This is a genomic window from Streptomyces sp. NPDC003300 (genome assembly GCF_040610915.1).
Lineage (GTDB): Bacteria > Actinomycetota > Actinomycetes > Streptomycetales > Streptomycetaceae > Actinacidiphila.
In genome coordinates this window covers 23,546-42,962 of sequence record NZ_JBEXNE010000004.1, presented here as the reverse complement: position 1 = coordinate 42,962, position 19,417 = coordinate 23,546, and the positions used below count along the sequence as shown (strand labels likewise).

Annotated in this window: 23 protein-coding genes and 1 pseudogene; 9 read left to right on the top strand and 15 right to left on the bottom strand. The window is 67.8% G+C overall.

Translation table 11 applies throughout. The features are described 5' to 3' along the window. Window positions 1-55 precede the first annotated feature (55 nt). Both ABZX65_RS07320 and ABZX65_RS07315 read left to right on the top strand, forming a co-directional pair. Window positions 56-358, top strand: a complete 303-nt coding sequence (locus ABZX65_RS07320) for a trypco2 family protein (protein WP_355335899.1) — start codon at window positions 56-58, stop codon at window positions 356-358. Between the two features lie 530 nt (window positions 359-888). Continuing rightward, window positions 889-3,486 carry a tetratricopeptide repeat protein gene (locus ABZX65_RS07315; protein ID WP_355335897.1) on the top strand — a complete coding sequence of 866 codons (2,598 nt, stop codon included), beginning with the start codon at window positions 889-891 and terminating at the stop codon, window positions 3,484-3,486. A gap of 45 nt (window positions 3,487-3,531) precedes the next feature. On the opposite strand, the gene ABZX65_RS07310 is transcribed toward ABZX65_RS07315, so the two are convergent. The 3 genes and pseudogenes from ABZX65_RS07310 to ABZX65_RS07300 all read right to left on the bottom strand — a co-directional run. Beyond that, the gene (locus tag ABZX65_RS07310) at window positions 3,532-5,229 is read right to left on the bottom strand and encodes a protein kinase (RefSeq protein WP_355335895.1); all 1,698 of its coding nucleotides are present in this window, start codon (window positions 5,227-5,229) and stop codon (window positions 3,532-3,534) included. 367 nt (window positions 5,230-5,596) lie between these two features. Beyond that, window positions 5,597-6,280 (bottom strand): NPP1 family protein, encoded by a 684-nt coding sequence (locus ABZX65_RS07305; protein ID WP_355336421.1) that lies wholly within the window; start codon window positions 6,278-6,280, stop codon window positions 5,597-5,599. Between the two features lie 318 nt (window positions 6,281-6,598). Further along, window positions 6,599-6,712 (bottom strand): annotated as a pseudogene (locus ABZX65_RS07300) (IS5/IS1182 family transposase); the annotation flags it as partial. A gap of 33 nt (window positions 6,713-6,745) precedes the next feature. On the opposite strand from ABZX65_RS07300, the gene ABZX65_RS07295 reads away from it, so the two are divergent. After that, the gene (locus ABZX65_RS07295; RefSeq protein ID WP_355336445.1) at window positions 6,746-7,084 is read left to right on the top strand and encodes a hypothetical protein; all 339 of its coding nucleotides are present in this window, start codon (window positions 6,746-6,748) and stop codon (window positions 7,082-7,084) included. Between the two features lie 52 nt (window positions 7,085-7,136). Here the strand turns inward: ABZX65_RS07295 and ABZX65_RS07290 are convergent, their stop codons facing one another. Together ABZX65_RS07290 and ABZX65_RS07285 are read right to left on the bottom strand one after the other, a co-directional pair. After that, a complete protein-coding gene (locus ABZX65_RS07290; RefSeq protein WP_355335893.1) occupies window positions 7,137-7,628 on the bottom strand; it encodes a hypothetical protein in 492 nt (163 codons plus the stop codon). Window positions 7,629-7,639: 11 nt separating this feature from the next. Further along, the gene (locus ABZX65_RS07285; RefSeq protein ID WP_355335891.1) at window positions 7,640-8,047 is read right to left on the bottom strand and encodes a hypothetical protein; all 408 of its coding nucleotides are present in this window, start codon (window positions 8,045-8,047) and stop codon (window positions 7,640-7,642) included. A 75-nt stretch (window positions 8,048-8,122) separates the two neighbouring features. Between ABZX65_RS07285 and ABZX65_RS07280 the strand changes: the two genes are divergently transcribed. From ABZX65_RS07280 to ABZX65_RS07270, 3 genes are all read left to right on the top strand, one after another. After that, on the top strand, window positions 8,123-8,329 hold the full coding sequence (locus ABZX65_RS07280) for a hypothetical protein (protein WP_355335889.1): 207 nt from the start codon (window positions 8,123-8,125) through the stop codon (window positions 8,327-8,329). Next, complete coding sequence (locus tag ABZX65_RS07275) at window positions 8,308-8,706, top strand: hypothetical protein (RefSeq protein WP_355335888.1); 399 nt, start codon at window positions 8,308-8,310, stop codon at window positions 8,704-8,706. The genes ABZX65_RS07280 and ABZX65_RS07275 overlap by 22 nt, the downstream gene beginning before the upstream one ends. 674 nt (window positions 8,707-9,380) lie before the next feature. Continuing rightward, window positions 9,381-9,857 (top strand): nuclear transport factor 2 family protein, encoded by a 477-nt coding sequence (locus ABZX65_RS07270; RefSeq protein WP_355335886.1) that lies wholly within the window; start codon window positions 9,381-9,383, stop codon window positions 9,855-9,857. Between the two features lie 300 nt (window positions 9,858-10,157). Here ABZX65_RS07270 and ABZX65_RS07265 read toward each other — a convergent pair whose 3' ends face one another. Beyond that, a complete protein-coding gene (locus tag ABZX65_RS07265) occupies window positions 10,158-10,586 on the bottom strand; it encodes a MarR family winged helix-turn-helix transcriptional regulator (RefSeq protein ID WP_355335884.1) in 429 nt (142 codons plus the stop codon). 75 nt (window positions 10,587-10,661) lie between these two features. Here ABZX65_RS07265 and ABZX65_RS07260 point away from each other — a divergent pair, with 75 nt between their 5' ends. The 3 genes from ABZX65_RS07260 (at window position 10,662) to ABZX65_RS07250 (ending at window position 12,029) form a co-directional block, all read left to right on the top strand. Next, on the top strand, window positions 10,662-11,144 hold the full coding sequence (locus ABZX65_RS07260; RefSeq protein WP_355335882.1) for a cupin domain-containing protein: 483 nt from the start codon (window positions 10,662-10,664) through the stop codon (window positions 11,142-11,144). A 69-nt stretch (window positions 11,145-11,213) separates the two neighbouring features. Beyond that, window positions 11,214-11,405 (top strand): hypothetical protein, encoded by a 192-nt coding sequence (locus ABZX65_RS07255; RefSeq protein ID WP_355335880.1) that lies wholly within the window; start codon window positions 11,214-11,216, stop codon window positions 11,403-11,405. A gap of 279 nt (window positions 11,406-11,684) precedes the next feature. Beyond that, complete coding sequence (locus ABZX65_RS07250; RefSeq protein ID WP_355335877.1) at window positions 11,685-12,029, top strand: nitroreductase/quinone reductase family protein; 345 nt, start codon at window positions 11,685-11,687, stop codon at window positions 12,027-12,029. A gap of 47 nt (window positions 12,030-12,076) precedes the next feature. Here ABZX65_RS07250 and ABZX65_RS07245 read toward each other — a convergent pair whose 3' ends face one another. The 9 genes from ABZX65_RS07245 to ABZX65_RS07205 form a co-directional block, all read right to left on the bottom strand. Next, window positions 12,077-13,222 (bottom strand): hypothetical protein, encoded by a 1,146-nt coding sequence (locus ABZX65_RS07245; RefSeq protein ID WP_355335874.1) that lies wholly within the window; start codon window positions 13,220-13,222, stop codon window positions 12,077-12,079. Continuing rightward, the gene (locus ABZX65_RS07240) at window positions 13,219-13,527 is read right to left on the bottom strand and encodes a helix-turn-helix domain-containing protein (protein WP_355335872.1); all 309 of its coding nucleotides are present in this window, start codon (window positions 13,525-13,527) and stop codon (window positions 13,219-13,221) included. Before ABZX65_RS07240 ends, ABZX65_RS07245 begins: the two co-directional genes overlap by 4 nt. Further along, on the bottom strand, window positions 13,524-14,279 hold the full coding sequence (locus ABZX65_RS07235; protein ID WP_355335869.1) for a hypothetical protein: 756 nt from the start codon (window positions 14,277-14,279) through the stop codon (window positions 13,524-13,526). The genes ABZX65_RS07240 and ABZX65_RS07235 overlap by 4 nt, the downstream gene beginning before the upstream one ends. After that, on the bottom strand, window positions 14,279-14,626 hold the full coding sequence (locus ABZX65_RS07230) for a hypothetical protein (protein WP_355335866.1): 348 nt from the start codon (window positions 14,624-14,626) through the stop codon (window positions 14,279-14,281). Before ABZX65_RS07230 ends, ABZX65_RS07235 begins: the two co-directional genes overlap by 1 nt. Window positions 14,627-14,628: 2 nt before the next feature. Then, window positions 14,629-15,453 (bottom strand): hypothetical protein, encoded by an 825-nt coding sequence (locus ABZX65_RS07225; RefSeq protein WP_355335863.1) that lies wholly within the window; start codon window positions 15,451-15,453, stop codon window positions 14,629-14,631. Window positions 15,454-15,551: 98 nt separating this feature from the next. After that, a complete protein-coding gene (locus ABZX65_RS07220) occupies window positions 15,552-16,247 on the bottom strand; it encodes a Crp/Fnr family transcriptional regulator (RefSeq protein ID WP_355336420.1) in 696 nt (231 codons plus the stop codon). Window positions 16,248-16,699: 452 nt separating this feature from the next. Next, on the bottom strand, window positions 16,700-17,221 hold the full coding sequence (locus tag ABZX65_RS07215) for a Pycsar system effector family protein (protein ID WP_355335860.1): 522 nt from the start codon (window positions 17,219-17,221) through the stop codon (window positions 16,700-16,702). Then, window positions 17,218-18,021 (bottom strand): hypothetical protein, encoded by an 804-nt coding sequence (locus tag ABZX65_RS07210; RefSeq protein ID WP_355335857.1) that lies wholly within the window; start codon window positions 18,019-18,021, stop codon window positions 17,218-17,220. The genes ABZX65_RS07215 and ABZX65_RS07210 overlap by 4 nt, the downstream gene beginning before the upstream one ends. After that, window positions 18,018-19,403 carry a hypothetical protein gene (locus ABZX65_RS07205; RefSeq protein WP_355335855.1) on the bottom strand — a complete coding sequence of 462 codons (1,386 nt, stop codon included), beginning with the start codon at window positions 19,401-19,403 and terminating at the stop codon, window positions 18,018-18,020. The genes ABZX65_RS07210 and ABZX65_RS07205 overlap by 4 nt, the downstream gene beginning before the upstream one ends. Window positions 19,404-19,417 lie beyond the last annotated feature (14 nt).

Here is a 19,417-nt window from a genome sequence, read left to right as displayed (position 1 = left end):
CGCGGTGTGGCCGCACCGCTCCATGGACATGGCTTCCCTGCCTGGGAGCACATTCGTGGACACTGACGCGAGCGTGGGCCTCGCGGCGGCGGTGCTCGGGGTGCGCGCCGAACTCCAGGCGGCGATGGCTGAGGGCGCGGGGCAGGACCTGCGGTTCAGGGTCGGGCCGGTGGAACTCGAATTCGACGTGTCCGTGGTCCGGTCGGGCGGGGCCGGGGCCAAGGTCTACGTGCTCAGCGGGAAGGTGGACCGGACCTCGACCGTGACGCACCGCCTGAAGCTGACGCTCTCCCCGCTGGACGATCGCGGCCACGACATCCTGGTGAACGGCACCCTCCCCGCGATCCCGGAGTTCTAGGCCGAGCCGACGGAAGGGACGCCATGAAAAGCAGTGGAACAAGTCGCGTGATGGAGGTCTTCGCGGAGCCCCTGCCGCGCGGCGAGGTGCGGATCGGGACCGGGACGTGGATCGGGGGAAACCTGATCCTCACTGCCCGGCACGTACTGCTGGACGAGGAGCGGCATCTGGAAACCGTCGCGGTGCGTTTCCTGAACCGCCCCGGCCTCGTCCGCGCCGCCGTCGCCTGGCTGGGGGACGGCGACCTTGACGCCGCTGTGCTGCGGGTCGTGGAATCCGCCGACAGCGCTTGGCGGCCGCCCGATGTCACCGCCGAGCTGAGGTGGGGTGTGCTGAGCGGGAGTTCACCCGTACGTGTCAGCGCGGTTGGGCTGCCCGCGAGTGTGCGCCGTCATCCCGACAGCGGCGGTGATTCCGATCAGGTCGAGGGGTCCATCGGCCCCCTCGCCGGGCAACGCGCGGAGCGATATCAGTTGGGTTTGGTCATCGCCCCGGACCGGGACCCGTCCGGCGGCTCGGGATGGGCCGGCATGTCAGGGGCCGCGGTGACCTGCGGCCGCCTGGTGTGCGGCATCGTCATCGAGGATCGGAAGAACTTCGGAAGCAGACGGCTGAGTGTGCTGCCGGTGTACGTCATGGCCCGCAGTGCGGAATTCCGCGCGCTCGTGGAGGAGGCGACCGGGCGCCCCCTCATGCTGGAATCCGCCGAGCTCCAGGGATACCTCGCCCCCTGGCACCTCGACATCCGCCCGAGGACCCCGGCCTGCCTGCTCCGACCGGAATACGAGACGGTGCCTTTCCGGTCGCGCGCGGAACTCGTCGAGCTGAGGGAGTGGTGCGCGGCCGACGGAGCCCTCTCGGGACGCCTGGTGATCGGGAAAGGCGGCCAGGGGAAAACCCGGCTGGCCCGCGAGCTGGCGGCGGAACTTCTGAGCGAGGGCTGGACCGTCGGCCGTCTCCGCACCCCGGAGCACGCGGCCGCCTGCGCCGCACCCGCTGAGGCAGGGTCGCGTGACGTCGCGGAGGCAGTCGCCCGCACCACCTCCAAGGTATTGCTGGTCGTGGACTACGCCGAGAAGAACGTCACCGCGATGCGGGCGCTGATCAACACCCTCGCCCTCGACACACCGCTGAGCCAGGTCCGTGTCCTCATGCTGGCTCGCAGCGACGGGGAATGGTGGCAGAAACTTCAGCAAGAGGACAAATACCAGGTCCTCTCGCACCCGCCCCTCGAACTGGGCCCGCTCGCGGAAGCGGACCGCGCCGAGACCTACGCCGAGGCCGTGAAGTGCTTCGCGGCGGCACTGCGGAGCGTCGAGGGCTACGCACACACCGACCTCGATCCCCTGCCGCTCGACGCCCCCTCCCCGGATGTGCTGCGTGACGGTCATCCGCTGACGCTCCACAACGCCGCGCTGGCCGCCGTGCTTGAAGCGGCGTCGGTCGACGGGAGAACCACTGGCGGGAAAGCGCCCATGGACGTCATCCTGGCCCACGAGACTCGTTACTGGGCGTCTATGGCCGAGTCCCGGGGTCTCGGTCACGAGCCGCCCGTGACCGCGCTGACCGCCGCCCTCCTGGTGGGGGCCGCAGACAGGGACGAGGCCGAACGCACCCTTGCCGCCTTGGACACCGGACCGAGCCCCGCCGCCACAGCCGATCGCCGCCGCCTCGCCGCCACGATCAGCGACCTGTACCCGTCCTCCGGAGGGCAGGAGTACTGGGGCAGCCTGCAACCGGACAGCCTCGCGGAACACTGGTTGAAAAAGGCGCTCACCGAGGAGCTCGACGGGCGCGCCCTGCTGTCCAGAGTCCTTCCCGCCGTCAGCGACCGGCAGGCAGGGCGCGCCCTGGGAATCCTCGGCCCGCTGGCCGACGAGACTCCGCTCCTCGAAGGCCCTGTCCGGGAGCTGATCGCCGAGCACGCGGAGCGGCTCGCCCGACCGGCTGTCCAGGTGGCGCTCCGTTCCCGGACGAGCCGCGTCCTGTCCGAGGCCCTCCGGGAGGTGCGGATGGAATCCTTCACCGACGCCCGGGCCGTGACGGCTCTTCTTGAGGCAATTCCCCAGAGCACGCAAATGCTCGCCGAACTGGCCCTGTCCGCGGCGCTCCGCCAGGTGTCCGACCGCCGCCGGTCGTACAGTCGCCACGGCTCGATCCGTTCGCTTCAGCGCCGCACACGTCTCGCGGACCTGGCACGGGCTGAGAGCGAGGTCGCGTTCAGGCTGTTCGACGCGGGTCGGTATTGTGACGGTCTCGCGTACGCCGACCGGGCCGAGAAAAGGCTCGAACGACTGACGCGGGCCAGGGCCACAGATGAGGAGAGGTCCCTGTACGCCTCGGTGCTCAGGACCCGCGCGACGCTGTTGAACTGCGTGCGCCGACGGGGGAAAGCACTCCGTGTCATCGATCACGCTATCGCGATCCACAGGAAGCTGGCCGACTCTAGCCCTGACGGGCAGGCAGAGTTGGCGTCCGCCCTCCGCAACCGGGCAGCGTACCTCCACGGGCTCAAACGGCACCCGGAGGCCCTTGCCTCGATCGGCAGCGCAATCGGCATCCAGGAGCAGTTCCGCGACGTCCTCCCCGACACCCGGGCCAGCCTGGCGAAGATGCTCAGTATTCAGGGGCGGTGCCTGACCGCACTGTCGAGATCCGAGGAGGCTCTGGAGGCGTTCGACAGAGCCGTCCGGCTCCGCGAGGACCTCGCCGCACGGTTCCCCGACACCTACCGCACCAGCTTCGCCGACATCCTGGTGGCCCGATGCGGGACGCTGACCCACCTTGACCGGTACGGCCCCGCTCTGCGGGACCTCGACCGCGCGGCGGGAATCCACGGGATGCTCGCCTTCCGCAACACCGATGACCGGATCGAGATCCTCCAGTCCCTCCTCCGGCTCCAAAAGAACGTCAGGGGGCGATGGCCGAAGGGGGCCGACCGGATCGGCGAGCACCTCTCGGCGCTCACCCCCGACGACCGAGAGACGGAGCACCGGTTCGGGAGCGCCCTGCGTCGGTGGACGAGCCCCGTGTGCGAGCGTCCGCGCGTCACCTGCCGCTGGACCTGCTCCGCACGCCGTCCGCCTCGCACCGCAGCCCCGGCCCGTCGGTCCGCACCGGCGCCGTGACGCCCGTCGGCGTCCCGGCCTCGCTGGAGATGCCCCCATGCCGGGCTACGCCCCGGGACGCTCCTCGCACTTGCCGTATCCCGCGGCCCCTTGGACGTCGTGACAGGCGAAGGCGTGGTAGGTGCCGGTCACCCATTCGGTGTGCAGACCTCGCGTCCCGTCCGACATCAGGGGTTCCCATTCACGGTTCGCGTCGGTGCCGCAGCCGATGTGCATCGTGTAGTACTCGCTCTTGGGAAGCGTGCGCCGCCACGTCGTCACACCGCCCGAGACGACCTTGGTGGCCTCCCCCCTCCCCGTGTCCGCCTGCACGTAGAGGCCGTCGTCCACCGGCTTTCCCGAGTCGCAGGTGACAGAAGCGGTGATGGAATACGGGCCGCCCGCCGGAGTGGTCGGGGCCCGGGTGGGCACCGTCGACGGCGTGGTGGGGTCGGTCGTGGCAGGGTCGGTCGTGGCAGGGCCCCCCGTGGGAGGGCCGCCCGTGGCCTCCGTACCGGGTCCGACGGCGGGGCCGCCCGCCGCGCCGTGGTGCGTCGGGCGCGGCGAACGGGACGGATGGGGCGCGGTGGACAGCGGGCCCCCGGCCGTGGGGGCCGAGTTCGCAGAAGCGGGGAGCGAGGGCGGGCCGGACGCACTCGGACGCGCTCGGTGGTGCTGGGGCGTCGTCAGGACTGCCGCCACGCCGACGCAGAGCACCACCGCGGCCGCCGTGAGCACAATCGCGCGCACGCGGCGGCGACCCGGCTCCGCGCCCAAGGACACCGACGGGGTGGGCCAGGGGCGCTGTTTGGGCACCGACGTGCCGCCCCGGCCGGCCTGGGCCCTGTTCCGCAGTACGGCGGCGAGGCGACCGGGCGCGGTGCGGGAGGCCCGGTCCGCAGTGCCATCCCCCTTTCGCCACCGCGATACGCCATCGGCGCCGAGGCCGACCAGAGCGGCCTGAACGGCGTCCGCCATCTCCGCCGCGTCGGCGAACCGGTCCTCCGGAGCCTTGGACAGCGCGCGCAGCACCAGCTTCCGCACGGCGTCCGGGATCCCCTCGGGCATGTCCGGTACCGGGGCCGAGGCGTGCAGGGCGACGTAGGACTCCGGGTCCTCCGCGTAGAAGGGCGGCTGACCGCACAGACACTCGTACGCGATGACCCCGACCGCGTACAAGTCGGCTGACGCCGTGACCTCGCCCGGCCCGGCCTGTTCCGGAGCGCTGTACTGAGGGGTGCCCATGACCATGCCGTGGGAGGTCAGCCGGGCCGCTCCCACCGCCCGGGCCACGCCGAAGTCGGTGACAATCACCTTGTCACCGTCACCGAGCATCAGGTTCGCCGGCTTCAGGTCCCGGTGCGTGATCCCGCGCTCGTGCACTGCCCGAAGGGCGTCGAGGACCTGCACGACGATCGACAGCGTGCGGACGACGCCCAGCGGCTCGCCCAAGTCCGTGAGTTCGCTCAGGGGACGCCCGTCGAGCAGGTCCATCACGAGGAAGGCGGCACGCGGGTCGTCGCTCTCGCCGAAGTCGTGGACGGTCACGACGCCGTGATGCTTCAGGCTCGCCAGAATGCGCGCCTCGTCCCGGAAACGCTCGGAGAACCGGGGACTGTTCATTAGGCCTGAGTGAAGAAGTTTGACGGCGACCTCGCGTCCCAGCACAAGATCCCGTGCGCGCCACACCTCACCCATCGCCCCCGAACCGACGTACCGCACTAACCGATACCGATTCCGCAGAACGACGTCTTGTCCGCCCATGCCTATCCCCCGCGCTCCGATGTCCCGCCCTGTCCCGTGGTCTGGCAGGATAGGTCACCTCGTATGGCTGACCGCACATATGCGCCACCTCTGCGGCTGCCTAAGTCCGGCCTCCGAGTTCGGCGTTGGGCTGGTCGGGGGAGCCTCGCCGTGAGTCGTATCGGATGCGCCGTGGGAGCGGATCGAGCCGCTGTTGCCCAAGTGGGAGCGGCGGTTCCGGTATCCGCGCCGCCAGCGGGTTCGACAACGGACCGACACGCACGACGCCCCCGCGTCGGCGGGGGCGTCGTGGTAGTCAGGGCTGGCCGGGGTGACCACTCTGGAGCGCACCGTGGTTAACGGGGCGCTTCCGCGTGGGCGGCAGGCGTCATGCGCCCTGGAGGTCGAGGGGGATGTACCGGTTTCCCCTGGCCTGGTTGAGCTGGTCGCCGAATGTGCCGGTACCGAGCTTGATCGTGGCGCTGCCGAAACTCGTGTGATAGATGAACTTGTTCCGGAAAGCGACGCTGGGATAGCCGTTCCAGCCGACCAGGCGCGGGAAGAACCAGTTGCCCGTGACGTTCTCGACCGCGTCGTCACCGCTGTTGGCGAATCGGAAGCAGTGCGTTGAGCCGCCGTCCTTGTGGTAGACGACTTTCGGGTGACCGCCGGGGTCGAAGCGAACCTGACTGCGGTCGTGGGTCTCCCAGCCCTTGTGCTGCGAGACCGAGACGTACTGGATCTGGTTGTTCTGGACCCAGACGATGACGTGCTCGAAGTCATGACGGTGGCCAGCGCAGGCGCCGGAAACGCATGCCGAGACCTGGTCCTTCTCGAAGTAACTGGCGTACATGATCGCGCACCATCCGTGGTTGCACCACTTGCGCGAATAGGTGTTGGACTGGTCGAGTTGACCGTAGTCGTGGCAGTGCCCATTTGTGGCGCCGCCCGGCTTCAGTCCCGGATTGACGTATCCGTCAGAGCTGATCGCCGCTGTCGCGTAGCAGCCGTCCCCGTCGTAGTCATAGGCGGGAGAGAATGCCTGCTCCGTGCCGTCTGCGTTCTGCGGCATTTTGTTGATCACATTGGCCTGCGCGGGCGCCGAAAGGGCCAGGATGAAGGCGATGGCGGCGAACACGCTTACCGCCGCTGCTCCCCACCGCCCACGTGGCGCGCGCCGCGTTCGAGGTCTGGGAGCCGACCCCTCGGTCCGTTCGACTGCGCTAGAACCTTCCACTGAATTCCTCCCTGGGCTCGGAGTCGTTGCCTCACGCGAATCTGCTGGATCCGCGGGATTTCTCCCAAGGCGCCTTGGGACAAGCACATTTCACCACCCGCGGATCTGCGGTCTTAACAGCGTTGAGGTAATGCTGAGCTTTATAGCGGAAGGGGACTTTAGCCGTGCGATGTCGCGTTCGACGGGGGTACGTGCCTGGGCGAGGGCTCGGTTGACGGTGCGCCGGGTGGGGGTAAGTGCCCCGCAGGCTGGTCGTCTGAGACCGGTGGCAGCTGGTTCGTCTGGGAGGCGGACTGCTGGATGAGCCCCGAGCCGAGGGACGGCACCGCCGCACGGGTGCCCGGCATCGCCTTCCCACTCACCAAGGAGTGGCAATGGGAGTACGACTACTCCGACGACACCCTCCACTCGCCGCTGCTCCACGAGACCTACCTACACGGCTCGGCGCTGCTGGGCAAAGGCAGACCAGGCGCGTACTGGACCCTGGTGGTGGCCGGGCCGCAACGCGGCCAGGTCTGGTGGCTCAGAGACGGATGCGCCGCGCCCTACGCCGATGCTCCACATGATCAGCGTGCAGGCGACTTCCTGGCCTGGGCGACCGACTGGCACACAGGACGCGGCTGGTGGCGGACCGAGTAGCCCCGCCACTCGCAACTCGCGTGCTGGGAGCGACAGTAGGGACGCGTTGAGGTCACGCGATACGCCGTGCGGCGCCCGTCGGCCAGATGACGGTGACGGGGATGCCGAGGGCGCGGGCCTCTTCGACGACGTCGGCGGTGCCGCCGCCTTCGGTGCCGGGCGGCATGCCGTTCCAGACGGCGACAAGACGGTCGGCCCGGCGCAGCAATTCGCTGTTGGCGGCTTCGTACGCGTCGCGACCGGCGGTGGCGTGATCCATCACCACCGCCTCGGTGGCGGCAGCCAAAAGCCGGTCGAATTGGGCGGCGTGCGCATCCTTGACCTTCGTCTCGCGGTAGTCGCGGGAAGGGATCACGGCGACGAGGCTTCCGCCGGCGTCGAGGACGGCTTCGGCGAACAAGGAGTCCGCCCCGGCGGCGATACAGGAGACGCCGACCAGTTCACCGTCCGCCACGTCACGCATCAACTCGCCGAGGGCTGCTCGAAGCAGGGGGACAGAAGCATCGGTGAGGTCCATGTGGCCGGTCACGGCGAGGATGGTCACAGCGTTCCTTGTCAGTCGGCGAGTTGCTCGCGGAGCCTAGCGCGCGCTTCCCGTACGGGTGCCGACGTTCCGTGACCCCCCGTGTAGACGTACAGCTCCGCCATGCCCTCTCGCACGCGCCCGGAGTGGACGCCCTCCGCGACGTCGCAGGCTGCGTGGGTCTCCGCAACGGCCGCCGTGAGGTCGCCGGAGTGGAAATAGGCCTCGGCCAGACCAAGTCGGTCCAACGCGTGCGATCTCCCGGCCTCCGGACCCCGACGGGTGAGCGCGGTGCGGCTCTGTTCCTCGGCATGCCCGGTGTGGAGCCGAGGGTCGCGCCGGGCGAGTTCCAGCAAGCGACCGCCGGTGACACCGGCGAGTTCCGCTTGATCGAAGTAGCCGATCCAGTACGGCTCGTCGAGACCGGCGGCTGCAAGCACGTGCCGAGCTTGCTCCGTAGCGAGGTTGAACGCGGCCGTCCTGCCCAGCGCGGCCAATGCCCATGCCTCTCGCGTGTGGAGCATCGCGCGGAGCCGGGGTCCGGCTTCGTCACGGACACCCTCTGTGCGGAGGGGTGGATCACCACTCCCGAGGTCGAGGCCGTGATGCGCGCCGTCTCCCGGCACGCGTTCACCCCCGAGGTGAGCGTGAGGAAGGCGTACGAGCCGTACGCGGCGGTGCCGACGGCCAGGTCACCACGGTGGACATCGATCCCGTCGTGACCGACCGGGCCCGCCTGCCGCTGGACGCGCACGGCTACGGGCGCGTCACCGTCGTCACGGCCGACGCCGCCCAGCCCATCCCCGGCCTGGGGAAGGTCGACGTCCTGATAGTGACCGTCGACGCCTGGGACGTCCCGCCGACGTGGATCGACCAACTCATGCCCGGCGGTCGCCTGGTGGTGCCGCTGCGGATGCGGGGCCTGACCCGTTCCATTGCCTTCACCCGCGTCGGCGACCACCTGGAGAGCGAGTCCGCGAAGATCTGCGGTTTCGTGCCGATGCAGGGCTCCACCGCGCACAACGAGGAGTTGCCGCTGGTCAACGGCACGCCGGAGATCCGGCTGCTCATCCCCGCGGGCGCGGGGAGCGGTATTTGATCACCGCGCTGTGCAGGGAGGTGGCGGGCCCATCCCCGCGGGCGCGGGAGCAGCGTCGCCGTTGCCTGGCGGAAACTCCAGATCGGGGTCCATCCCTGCTCGCGCGGGGAGCCGGCTGCCTGACCTGCAGTCATTGCGTGGACGCAGGCCGCACAGAACCAGCTTCAGAGAAAGCCGCAAAACATGTATTTCCGCCCTCGGGCCGACATCACCCAGCCTACGGCCACCAAGAGGGCCCCGGCTACGCGAACCTGGCCGCCTTGGCCGCACCAACTTCCAGACGGCCAACCCACGAGCGCAGCTGGCAGAAGCAGCAGGGATGAGACCCACACCTCCCCCAGACCCAGATTGCTGAACCCAGCCCACCACACGACACACCGGCTTGACAGGGCCAGCGCCCGCACCCCCGAAGGTTGCAGGTCGGGGGCGTTCGCCCCCGTCCACGAGCGTCCAGCAAGCCCTGGAGCCACCACCCCGGCCCAGCTCAGACCATCCACGCCCCGGCGCACACCAAAGCAGAACGTCGGAGAGCGTGTTGAAGGCAACCCCTCACCGGTTCGAAAGCCATATTCTCCAGAAGGCTCGCCGGCCACGACGGGAATCGACCGGGATCAGGCTGGGGCGGATCTCGTACGGCGGCGGTGACCGTTCCAGCAGTCTCCGCCAGCCCCTCGATGCTGGGACCGCTGAATCCGGCGAGGTGGGTACCGTCGCGATCGGCCGAGGATTCACAGGTCGGCAGGGCGAGGAGGATGGGGATGGGGATGGATCAGGTGGCTCTTGAAGCCGCTCTTCACGATGCCGAGCAGAGGTTGCAGGCCGCGGTTCGATCAGGTGATGCGCGGGCATTGGACGTGCTCCTGGACGACCGTGTCGTCTACACGGGGCCGGACGGCAGCACCGTGACGAAGGAGGAGGACCTGGGGGCGCACAGGTCCGGGACCTTGGCCGTCGAGGTCTTCGAGCAGCAGGACCTGGACGTGACCGTGGTGGACTCCACCGGGATCACCCGCGTACTGGCCGGGCTTGAAGGCACCGCCGGCGGACATCCGTTCAAGGCGCGCCTTCGCTACACCCGCACCTGGATCCACGTTGACGGCACCTGGCGCGTCCTGGCCGCCCACGCCAGCGCCGTACCGGATCTCGGGTAGAGGCTTACGGATCGGCCACGCACTCGCGGGCGACGCGCCCTCGTCGGACCCCGATGCCGCGTTCGCCGTTGCCGCGGGCGGCCGTCCGCTCGGCAGGTAACGTCTGCTCGGCCGTCGCTCCACCCAACACCCGCCGCAGGTCGGAACCCCCGTGCTTCCTCGTGAACGACGCCGTGGCCCGTGGGAAAGCGTGCGGGGGCAGCACTCCACGAGTTCGGATCTCGTGTCCTCAGCAACTCACCGGGCAATACGGCGTCGGCCCGTCATGGCGGCGGGGGCACGGAACCGCGCGGCGGGTGGTCAGTCGGTGACGTTCGAGGCGAGGCGGTCGAGGGCCGCGGAGACGGCGGCGAGTTCGGCGGGGGTGAAGCCGAGTCGGAGGCGGCGGTCGAAGTCGACGGCGGCGTCGCGGAGTTGGAGGAAGAGCGCGTGGCCGGTCTCGGTGAGTTCGACGACGTGGACGCGGCGGTTGTCGTCGGCACGTCGACGGGTGAGGAGGCCGTCGCGTTCCATCGCGTTGAGGTGGTGGGTCAGGGTCGCGCCGTGGATGCCGATGGCGGCGGCGAGACCGCGCTGGTTGCCGAACCGTGTCGTCTCCAGCGACATCAGGATCAGCCACACCGGCAGCGACCCACCGGCAGCGGTGAGCGCCGCGTCGAACTGTCCTGAGACGACCTTCGCCACCCGGGTGAGATGCATCCCGAACGGCGGCCCCTGCGGCGCTGGCATGGCCGCGAGTCTACAACGGATCCTTGCTGACCTAATCGTTTGACCTCCAACGCTTAGAGATCCTACGGTCCTCTGATGAGCTGTCCAGCCGTGGTCCATACCGGCGAACCGGCTGCCAGCGCCACGCTGCGCCGGTCCGACGCCGAGCCCGAACTCACCTACCGCTCCGGCGTGACCGTGAGCTACTTGTCACCCGGCGGCCGGAGCAACGGCGGCTTCGGCCTGTTCCGATGGGACTTCAACCCCGCCGCCACCGGTCCCGACCCGCACTTCCACCGCACGATGTCCGAGGCGTTCTACGTGCTCTCCGGCGTCGTCCGGCTGAACGACGGCACCGGCTGGACCGACGCGCACGCCGGCGACTACCTGTACGTCCCGCCCGGCGGCGTCCACGGCTTCCGCAACGACTCCGGCGAGGCCGCCTCGATGCTGCTGCTGTTCTCACCGAGCGCTCCGCGCGAGGAGTACTTCGAGCGGCTGACCACCCTGGCCGAGGACCCGATGGGCGACGCGGAGCGCGACGAGTTCATGCGCCGTCACGAAACGTACTGGCTCTGACGGTGTCCGTCACCGACGCGTCGACGCCGCGCCCGTACCCGTACCCGTACCCGTACGAAGGAGAGTGTCATGACGACCGCAACGGGCGACCCCGCCGCGTCGCTCACCGAACTCACCGACCGCTGGGCCGACGCCGAACGTACCGGCGACGCCGACGCCCTGGCCGCGCTCGTCACCGATGACCTCACGATGGTCGGCCGTTCGGATTCGTCCTCGACCGCGGGCAGTGGCTCGATCGCTACGGCGGCGGCGACCTCGTGACGTACGCGTTCGACTGGACGCTCGACTCCATCCGCGTCCACGGGGACACCGTGATCGGAATCGGCCACGCCCGCCACGACTGCGCGCACCGCGGCCAACGCGCCGGGGGCGACTTCCGCGTCACCGTCGTCGCCGTGGACGCCGACCGTGACGCAAGCGGTAACGGCGGGGACAGCCAACTGCGCCTGGCGGCATCGCAGTTCAGCCCAATCGCCGACCCGCGCGGCAGCGGTGACGGCGAGCGCACGAACCGCACCGCGGCACAACGGAGGACGCACCATGAGGGAGCTGCCTCCCACCGGCACGCGCGGCAACACGATCGGGTCGGTCGACCGCACACTCACCCGCGCCGTCACCGGCCTGCACCGCCACGTCGTCACAGCGTCGAACGGGCGCCTCGCCGCCACGATGGGCGGCCACCCGCTGTTCGTGCTCACCGTCCGCGGCCGACGTACCGGAAACGAGCTGCGCCACCCGGTCATCGGTATCCGCGACGGCGCCACCTGGCTGGTCGTGGCCTCCAACGGCGGCGCGGGCGGCCACCCGCTGTGGGCCCTCAACGCGGTCGCCGCTCTCGGCCATTGCCCGCACCGGATCACAGAACGTTGGTGGCCCCCACTGTGAGCAGTGGGGGCCACCAACGTTCTGTGATCCGGTCAGAGCCGCTGTGGTCAGCGCATGCTGACTGATTCGTCCTCCTCGGCCAGTCGACGGGCGTGGGCCTCCCACTCGTCGATGCAGGCCATGGCTGCGGCCATCCGATTCACCGCCGACGAAATATTCCGCACCGGCCCACGCAGATACCGGCTCATTCCTCCCATTCCTTCAGCCGCCTCTCCGAAACCACTGACCTCCCTGATGCTCTCCCGCGCCGCGTGGGCGAGGCTCATCAACTGACCCAGAAACTCCCGGCTCTCACCACGCTCTTCCGACGGAGTCATCTCGATCAGTGCCAACGCCGCACGAACCCCACTGTCCAGGGTGATCATTCGTTCAGCGAATGTCCGTGCCGTGCCGTCCAGATCCTTGGACGGTTCGGCAATCGACGCCGAGTAGTGCGCCACCGCCGCCATCCGAGCGCTCATGGGGGCACTCCGCTCGTTCAAGCCCTGGAACTTCTGGCTCGATCGTTCGGTGATTTCCCCAATCGTCTCGATCGTCTTCGCGATCGCCTCCACGTCGGCCGTCATCGATTCCAGGCCGTCCTCGATCGCTGCGAAAGAGTCGAGAAGGCCGGGAGCATCCTCGTCCTCCGGTTCCCCGGAAAGATCTGACACAACGCCTGGCATTTGCAGACCTCGCAGAACCCTCGCCGGCGTGAGGAGGTCGAATCCTTCAGATATTCCAGCCTGCAGGGCGTGTTCGATCTCTGTCCGCGCATCGGCGAGGCCACTGAAGGAGAGGTCATATTGGATGGTCCTGATGGGGGCAATGTCGAACGGCAACTGGCCGTGTTCCCCGATGTGAATGGTCGGCTTTCCCGTGACGTGACGAAGCCCGAGTTCGTACATCACATTGGGGTTGCCGCCGGTTACGTCGGCGATGACGAGGTCGTCCTGGAGCACGTGCCGACAGATCTGCTCGTTGATGTCTCCCGCATGGCTGATGCGGTCGGCGCGGATAGCGTCCATGCTGAATTTCGCGCAAGCCGGGAGGATCACCTTCTCGAAGATCCGAACGTGCCGCTCAAACGCTTCCCGCTCAGGGGACCCGGCCTGTGTGTGCCGGTCGCCGATAGGCCCGATAACAAAACAACTCCACCCGGGAGCCTGCCCCTGTACAGATTCGTCCTCGGCGAATGGGGTCGTGACGGTCATGTGTGATCCTCGCTTCCGGGTCGGTACGTACGGTGGGGATGAGTGGAGTGGTCGACTCCCGCTTCGAGGTCGACCGCGTAGATGGGCCGCTCATCGATGCCGAGGGCGCGAAGCATCCCGGCGGTCGGAATCCGATAGCGGCCTCCGAGTCGAAGCACGGGGCAGGGGAAGCGGCCAAGTCGGATCAGCTTGTACGCGGTGCCAGGGCAAACCCCGAAGGCACGGGCCGCAGTACGGAGATCGACTGCGAGAGGGAGGTCGAAGGCCTCAGCGAAGGACAACGAGTGTCCCGGATCAAGGTTCACGTTCTGTCCTCCTCACGTCGCAGCGACAAGGTCCCGACGCGGACGTCTTCTCCGGACCTCCGCGCTCGGTGGACCACGTCGCTCAGCCCCAGCCGTCCGGCCAGCGCGCCAAGTCGTAGCCCTTCGGCGTGGGCGGGGGACACAGTGAAGCGGAGAGGCGCCGAGAGCCCATCAGGCCGGTCTGGCAAGCCGATATGCAAAGCCCAACCGTCTTCCTCTATGAGCGGACCATCCTGGCTAGGGTGGAGAAAGCCGCGTGTCGTGGCAGTCGTACCGATGTCGGCCGTGGGCCGCTCGCGCCGGGCCTGGCGCGCGAAGCGCCACAGTTCCTTGCATGCTCGTTCCACCAATGTGCCGTCGAGACCCGGCTGTCGTGGGTCGATCGTTTTCACGCACTCGAGCAGAGAGAGCACTGCGTCCGACTCCAGATCTCTCAACTCAACGGAGAAACGGCCCGCTGCTTTGCGCATGGTGCGGAACAGCCGGGGAAGAGCGAACCACACCACGAGCAACCTGTACGGCCCTGCTGGATCCGTCTCCCGCTGAGCCGCCTGGACTGCCTCTTTCCATACGGCCCCGTACAAGCGGACGTCAGACTGCCGGCCGTACAGCACATTGCGAGCCTCCGTCGGCGAGAGGCACAGCGGGCCGTTTGCGCCAGGAACGACGAGGCATACGCCGTCGGTGAGTGCGGCAGTGTTCATCCACTCATCGACGACGTCGGAAAGCAGATTGAATGGGATTAGTGCCATCAAGACACCTTCCGATCGGGAAAAGCGCACCGCAGCACTCGGGTGGCGTCGCCGCAAACACGCTGCAACTGAACCAGCCGACGGCGCAGCTCGTCGTACAGCGCTGGCGAGAAGCCGACAGGCCGAGGTCGCCGATAGAGAACCTGATAAGTGACGGACGGTCCCGTGTGGTTATTGACACTACCAAAGACCGTTCCGCTGAATGCCATCCCCTGACTCAGATGCTGGCTGTTGTCGTGCCTCTGGTTTTCACGGCCCCCAATCCAGTTGCCGCGCAGTTCTTCTTCATCCCGAAAAGAATTCGGGTAGAGCCGCGACGCCGACCAGTTGTCCTCTCCCCCCTCCATCATCACAGGTTCTCCGACCGGCCATCCGAGCCACACGAGGGAACACCGAAGTTCAGATCCCGCCCGACAACCGAATCCTGAATCGCGATACCCTTGCCGACCCATTGTGAGCGGTCGTATTTTCCCGAACTCGGTTCTGCCGCTACCTCACTCCTACCCGGCCCGACCGACTGGATGATGTCCAGGGACTCGACGACAGCACGTACTTCGTCGGGATGACGGCCTGGCACTTGAATCCAGCCGTAGTCACTGAACTCCTTTTGTCGAACGTGAGCCCGGACGTATTGGTCGGGGTCCAGACCACGACAGCGCGATTTGACGACGTCCTCATAGAGGCGGCCGGAGACGATCACCGCGAGGTCCGCTGCGAAGATTTTTTCGAGAACCGCCCTCAGTTGAGGTGCGTTGAGATAGCGGGCCACCGCAATGGGAGCAGGCCCCGCGTGGCCCAGGGCGGCGAGGGCCGCCACGCCGATATCGATGGCCAGCCGCAATCGCATCCGATCCCTCGGAGGCCGCGAGGCGTTGCGGATACCCAATCGGTCCGAGAGGTGCTTCGTGAATGTGCCGAGCACCACTGCTTCTGAGACGTCGGCGGGAAGCACCGAGAGCTCTTGATCGCCCTGCGCTTGGCGTATCCAGCCTGCTCGGTCCAATCCGCTGAGCGCCGTTGCTTCTTCCAGCACCCCGACCAGGTCGTGCTGGGCGGTTGCCTGGCTCGGGATATCTCGATGGCTGTACTTCTCCACGTCGGCCGCTATGCACAAATGACGTCTGATGGCGCCGTTCGGCCATTCGTGAGGTTGCGATGCCATGAACTTGTTCACCTGCCTGCTGTGGTTGGGGCGGGTTTCGCCACCACTGTGCGGGCAGGAGCCGATGACCTTTGCGAAAGCCGCATAAATGCGGCTTTCGCAAAGGTCTACTACTCAGGATCTTCCAATCGTGCAATTTGACATAAACGGTCCAAGTTCATAATGATTTGACGAGCATAATGCACCTCAACAAGACCAGCGTCGCGCAATTCTGCTAGCGCTTTGTGCGTGGTCTCCTTCGTTGACCCGACGAGTCCCGCGAGTTCGGACTGGCTGAAGGCGATCCCAATGATGATTCCCCTCCGACCATGCCGACCATACAATGCGGCCAGATCCACCAATGCTCGGGCGAGCCTGACTTTCACCGGATAACTACCGAAGTCAATGCGCCAATTGTTCGCACGGCGCAGCCGCTGGATGATAATTTCCGTTATTGTCTGCATCGCCTCTGGGCGGGCTTTCAGGAAAGTGCGCAGATCTTCCCCTCGCACGATGCGTGCGTGGACCTCGCCGCAGGCAGTGACTGTTGCCGACCGGGGGGCGTTATTCAGCGCGGCCATCTCACCGACGACGTCGCCATCGGCCCTGACCGCCAACAGCCCCTCGTTGCCGTTTCCTAGCCGCTTCGTGACCTTGACCAGCCCGGAGAGCAGAATCATGACGTCCGGAGAGCGCTGCTCCCCCTCGCTCATCAGAACCTCACCCGTGCGGTATCGGTGCTCACTACTCAGGTGAAGAAGTTCCCCCCGATGAAGCTCTGGAAGGCGCCGGAGGAAAGTCTCATTGCCTCCTTCTTTCCGCTTCATGGTTCGCCGTGATCGCATTGAGGAAATTACCGACGGATCTGTCATCTGCGTGGCCCTTCTTTGCCCGCGCCGTTCGCGTCAACCACCGGGATCGCTCTCAAAGAAAACAGATCGGGGGCATGCCAAGCTAGCCCTCAGGCGTGCAGACTTGGGGCGCCTGAGAGCACCTCAGGGGCGCACATACAGCGCACGACGATCGCGATATCCCGTGCATTCAACGGCTGGTGGGATCTCCATCGTCCGAACAGATAACGCTACGCCGTTTTCGTTTCGGGTCTCATTCGGCCTCGTCCGGGTCTGACCGGCAGTCCGGCCTCAGCCGCGCTCCCGGCAGTCCGTCAATCCTCTTTCGCGGCTCCCGGCCCGGAGTCGGGCCCGGTGCAGTGCTCACGCAGGCATCCGCCAGCGTCACGCCGTCGACCGGGTGCCAGGATAGGTAAATGATCCAGCGTCTATCCGATCAGGCCCGCCAAGAGGGCAGCGGTGCAAAGGACAGCCGCCGTGCCGAAGAGGAGAAGCGCGCGCCGGATGAGGGTGTACTTAGTGGCGGCGATCCTCGACACCTCATAGATCTGGTCGATGACGGAGGCGCCCGGCGTCCGCAGGCTCCATACGAGCCGATCCTCCAGCATCTCCTTCGGGCGGGCGACGACATCGCCGAAGTAACTCACCAGGTGCGCTGGAGTCGCCGTGGTGCGGCGGGTGCGGGGGCAGACCGCCCAGCCGAGGAGGGTCACCCCCGCCACCGCCGTGCACAGCCCTGCCCACCACAGCCAGGCGACGACATCGTTGACGGGCCGGTCGTACACCCGGCCCGTGAGTGCTGTGGAGAGGGCCGCTCCGAGCGCGACCCCCGCCCCGGCCAGCAGCAGTGACGCCTTGGCGTCGGCCTGCCGGACCTCGTCGCGGGCCTCGGCCAGTAGTCGGCCCGCGTAGGCGCGGAACTCCGCGCTGTCCGGTCCCGGGCCGGTCATCGCGGATCCGGGGAAGCGGGTCCCAGAGAAGCGCGGTCCGATGCCGCGGGTTCCGACACGGTCGAGTCTGTGGCGGCGATGAACTGGCGGCACATCAAATCCTGTTCTCCGTCACTCACCACGCGCCGTACGCTGGCCGAAGAACCCCCACCAGGGTGGCCGAGCAGGACATCGGCGGCCCCAGTGACCGGCAAACTGAGTACCGCCAAGGTGGCGCAGAACCGGTTGCGCGCGATGGGCGTCGCATGGAACGTACCCACCGGGACTTCGTGCCAGGTCCCGGCCGGGAAGCGGGCGGCGCGCAGCGTGGGGACCACATCGAGGTCCTCGCCCGTCTCGTACAGTTCGTCCTTGCCCATCATCCCCGTCGGCCGGACCTCGTAGACGCGTAGGCGCCGCGCGCCGGGCGGCGCCCCACGCGGGCCCGGGTCGACGGCTCCGTACTGGGACTCCCGGTATTCGCCCGCCAGGACTCGGGAGTACAGACGGAAGCAGTGCTGGTGGATGGTCGGGTGGCCGGGCAGGCCCCGGCGGAGCCCGTGCGGCCAGAAGTGGACCCGGACGAGGCCCAGCCCAGGCACTTGGGCGATCTCGAAGGTCGCGAAGCCGGTGGGGTGCCAGAGCCCTCGGCCCAGCCGGCCCGCCCGGATCGTGGCCACCGTGCCAGCCAGCAGATCCTCGGTCACGGCGGCGGCCTCGCCAAGAAAGCTCAGGTGCGCGGGCTCCCGTCCCGGCTCGGGTATGGACAGGGAAAGGGGTACGGGTACGGCCGTGGGGTCGCCAGCCGGGGTTGAGGTCACAGCGCCTCTCCTTCCGTGGGCGGCCGCTCGGTCTCCGCCCCCAGCACCTGGTACACAAAGGCGACGCCCTCATACTCCTTGGCAGTCAGGGACGTCTCGCCCAGCGCAGCCCAGTCGCCGAACGGCGACCCCGACTCCGACGGTTTCACCTGCTCCGCGAGCTGCCCGCTCACCGCGATCAGATGCGATCGCCGAGGAAGGGACGCGAACATGGGTGCATTCCTCTCTTTCGAGGCGGTCGCCAGCCCCTGTTCCAGCCGGACCGCCTCGATCACCGCGGTGCCGTCGAACGCGGCGGCGAAACTGCGAGTGCCAGCGATCCGGCCGTAGCTGTAATCGCCCTGGTGGAGCACCATGCGGGTGCCCACGCGCTTCTCGGGCACGCGTATGGAGCCGTTGAGCTGCTCGATGAGGCTCACGAGAGCCTCCCAGCGGGTGACGATGTTCGTGATCAGCGCGGTGGTGTTGGTGAATGCGCGGTCGGGGAAGGCCGCCACGAACCCGTCGCCCGCGAACTGCGCCTGGGTGGTACCGAGGTCGCCCAGCATGGTGTGCAGTTCGTGCGCGACCCGCTTGCGGAAGTCATCCTGCGCCCGGTCTGCCGTGGTGGAGAAAGTGTGCATGTGCTCGAACGCGTACCGCAGCGCCGTCCCGTATCCGGCGAGGTCCACCACGCACAGCACCCCGCGCTCCTCGCGGTGGAACAGCTCCGGCGGTACGTCGAGACCCTCTTCTCTGATGACGAGTCGGCGCATCTCCTCCCGGAGAACGTACTCGACGTTGCTCATCAGCGGCTTGCCGAGGAACCAGCGTTCACTCCGGCCGTGCTCCTCGCCGGGACGCACCTCAGTCGCCGTCAAGTAACCCCGCAAGGGCAGGAAGACATAGCCGCGCCGCTGCTCGGGGTCGGCGAGGTTGCGGGAACTTGAGGCGTCCACGCCCACCAGGCCGTGCCGGAGGATGTAGTACGCCTTCACCGTGCTCGGGGAGCGCGGGGACACCTTCAGTTCCAGGAACGGTTTACGAGGCCGGAGTTGAGTGTCCCGCAGTCCCATCTGGTACGCGAGGTGGTTGAGGTCCCGCTCGATGTCGATGCGGCCCGCCGCCTCGGTGGCGAGCCGCAGCAGGGACCCGGCTGTCGTAGGCGGCGAGAACTCGATCGGGACCGGGTAGGCGACGAACGGCGGTGCCCAGTAGCCCTCGTCGTGCAGCGGGCTGTTGTGCTGTCCTGCGAGCGGATAGCTCGGGTGGACGAGCATCAGGTGGTGGTCGTCCTGCCAGGAGACGGCTATCTCCAGGGTCGATATGATCCACACCTGGGACGGGGTGACCGGGAGCGGCATCTTCCCCGGGCTTTCGTCGGTCAGGACCTGGTAGGTCATCTGTTCACCCTCAC

Bases quoted from the DNA above. Each gene is read 5' to 3' on its own strand.
- ABZX65_RS07230 (WP_355335866.1), bottom strand. From the start codon at position 14,626: ATGGAGGGGGGAGAGGACAACTGGTCGGCGTCGCGGCTCTACCCGAAT.
- ABZX65_RS07250 (WP_355335877.1), top strand. From the start codon at position 11,685: ATGAGGGAGCTGCCTCCCACCGGCACGCGCGGCAACACGATCGGGTCG.
- ABZX65_RS07295 (WP_355336445.1), top strand. From the start codon at position 6,746: ATGAGCCCCGAGCCGAGGGACGGCACCGCCGCACGGGTGCCCGGCATC.
- ABZX65_RS07205 (WP_355335855.1), bottom strand. From the start codon at position 19,403: ATGACCTACCAGGTCCTGACCGACGAAAGCCCGGGGAAGATGCCGCTC.
- ABZX65_RS07245 (WP_355335874.1), bottom strand. From the start codon at position 13,222: ATGACCGTCACGACCCCATTCGCCGAGGACGAATCTGTACAGGGGCAG.
- ABZX65_RS07310 (WP_355335895.1), bottom strand. From the start codon at position 5,229: ATGGGCGGACAAGACGTCGTTCTGCGGAATCGGTATCGGTTAGTGCGG.
- ABZX65_RS07235 (WP_355335869.1), bottom strand. From the start codon at position 14,279: ATGGCACTAATCCCATTCAATCTGCTTTCCGACGTCGTCGATGAGTGG.
- ABZX65_RS07305 (WP_355336421.1), bottom strand. From the start codon at position 6,280: ATGCCGCAGAACGCAGACGGCACGGAGCAGGCATTCTCTCCCGCCTAT.
- ABZX65_RS07265 (WP_355335884.1), bottom strand. From the start codon at position 10,586: ATGCCAGCGCCGCAGGGGCCGCCGTTCGGGATGCATCTCACCCGGGTG.
- ABZX65_RS07315 (WP_355335897.1), top strand. From the start codon at position 889: ATGTCAGGGGCCGCGGTGACCTGCGGCCGCCTGGTGTGCGGCATCGTC.
- ABZX65_RS07270 (WP_355335886.1), top strand. From the start codon at position 9,381: ATGCTGGGACCGCTGAATCCGGCGAGGTGGGTACCGTCGCGATCGGCC.
- ABZX65_RS07260 (WP_355335882.1), top strand. From the start codon at position 10,662: ATGAGCTGTCCAGCCGTGGTCCATACCGGCGAACCGGCTGCCAGCGCC.
- ABZX65_RS07220 (WP_355336420.1), bottom strand. From the start codon at position 16,247: ATGAAGCGGAAAGAAGGAGGCAATGAGACTTTCCTCCGGCGCCTTCCA.
- ABZX65_RS07255 (WP_355335880.1), top strand. From the start codon at position 11,214: ATGACGACCGCAACGGGCGACCCCGCCGCGTCGCTCACCGAACTCACC.
- ABZX65_RS07215 (WP_355335860.1), bottom strand. From the start codon at position 17,221: ATGACCGGCCCGGGACCGGACAGCGCGGAGTTCCGCGCCTACGCGGGC.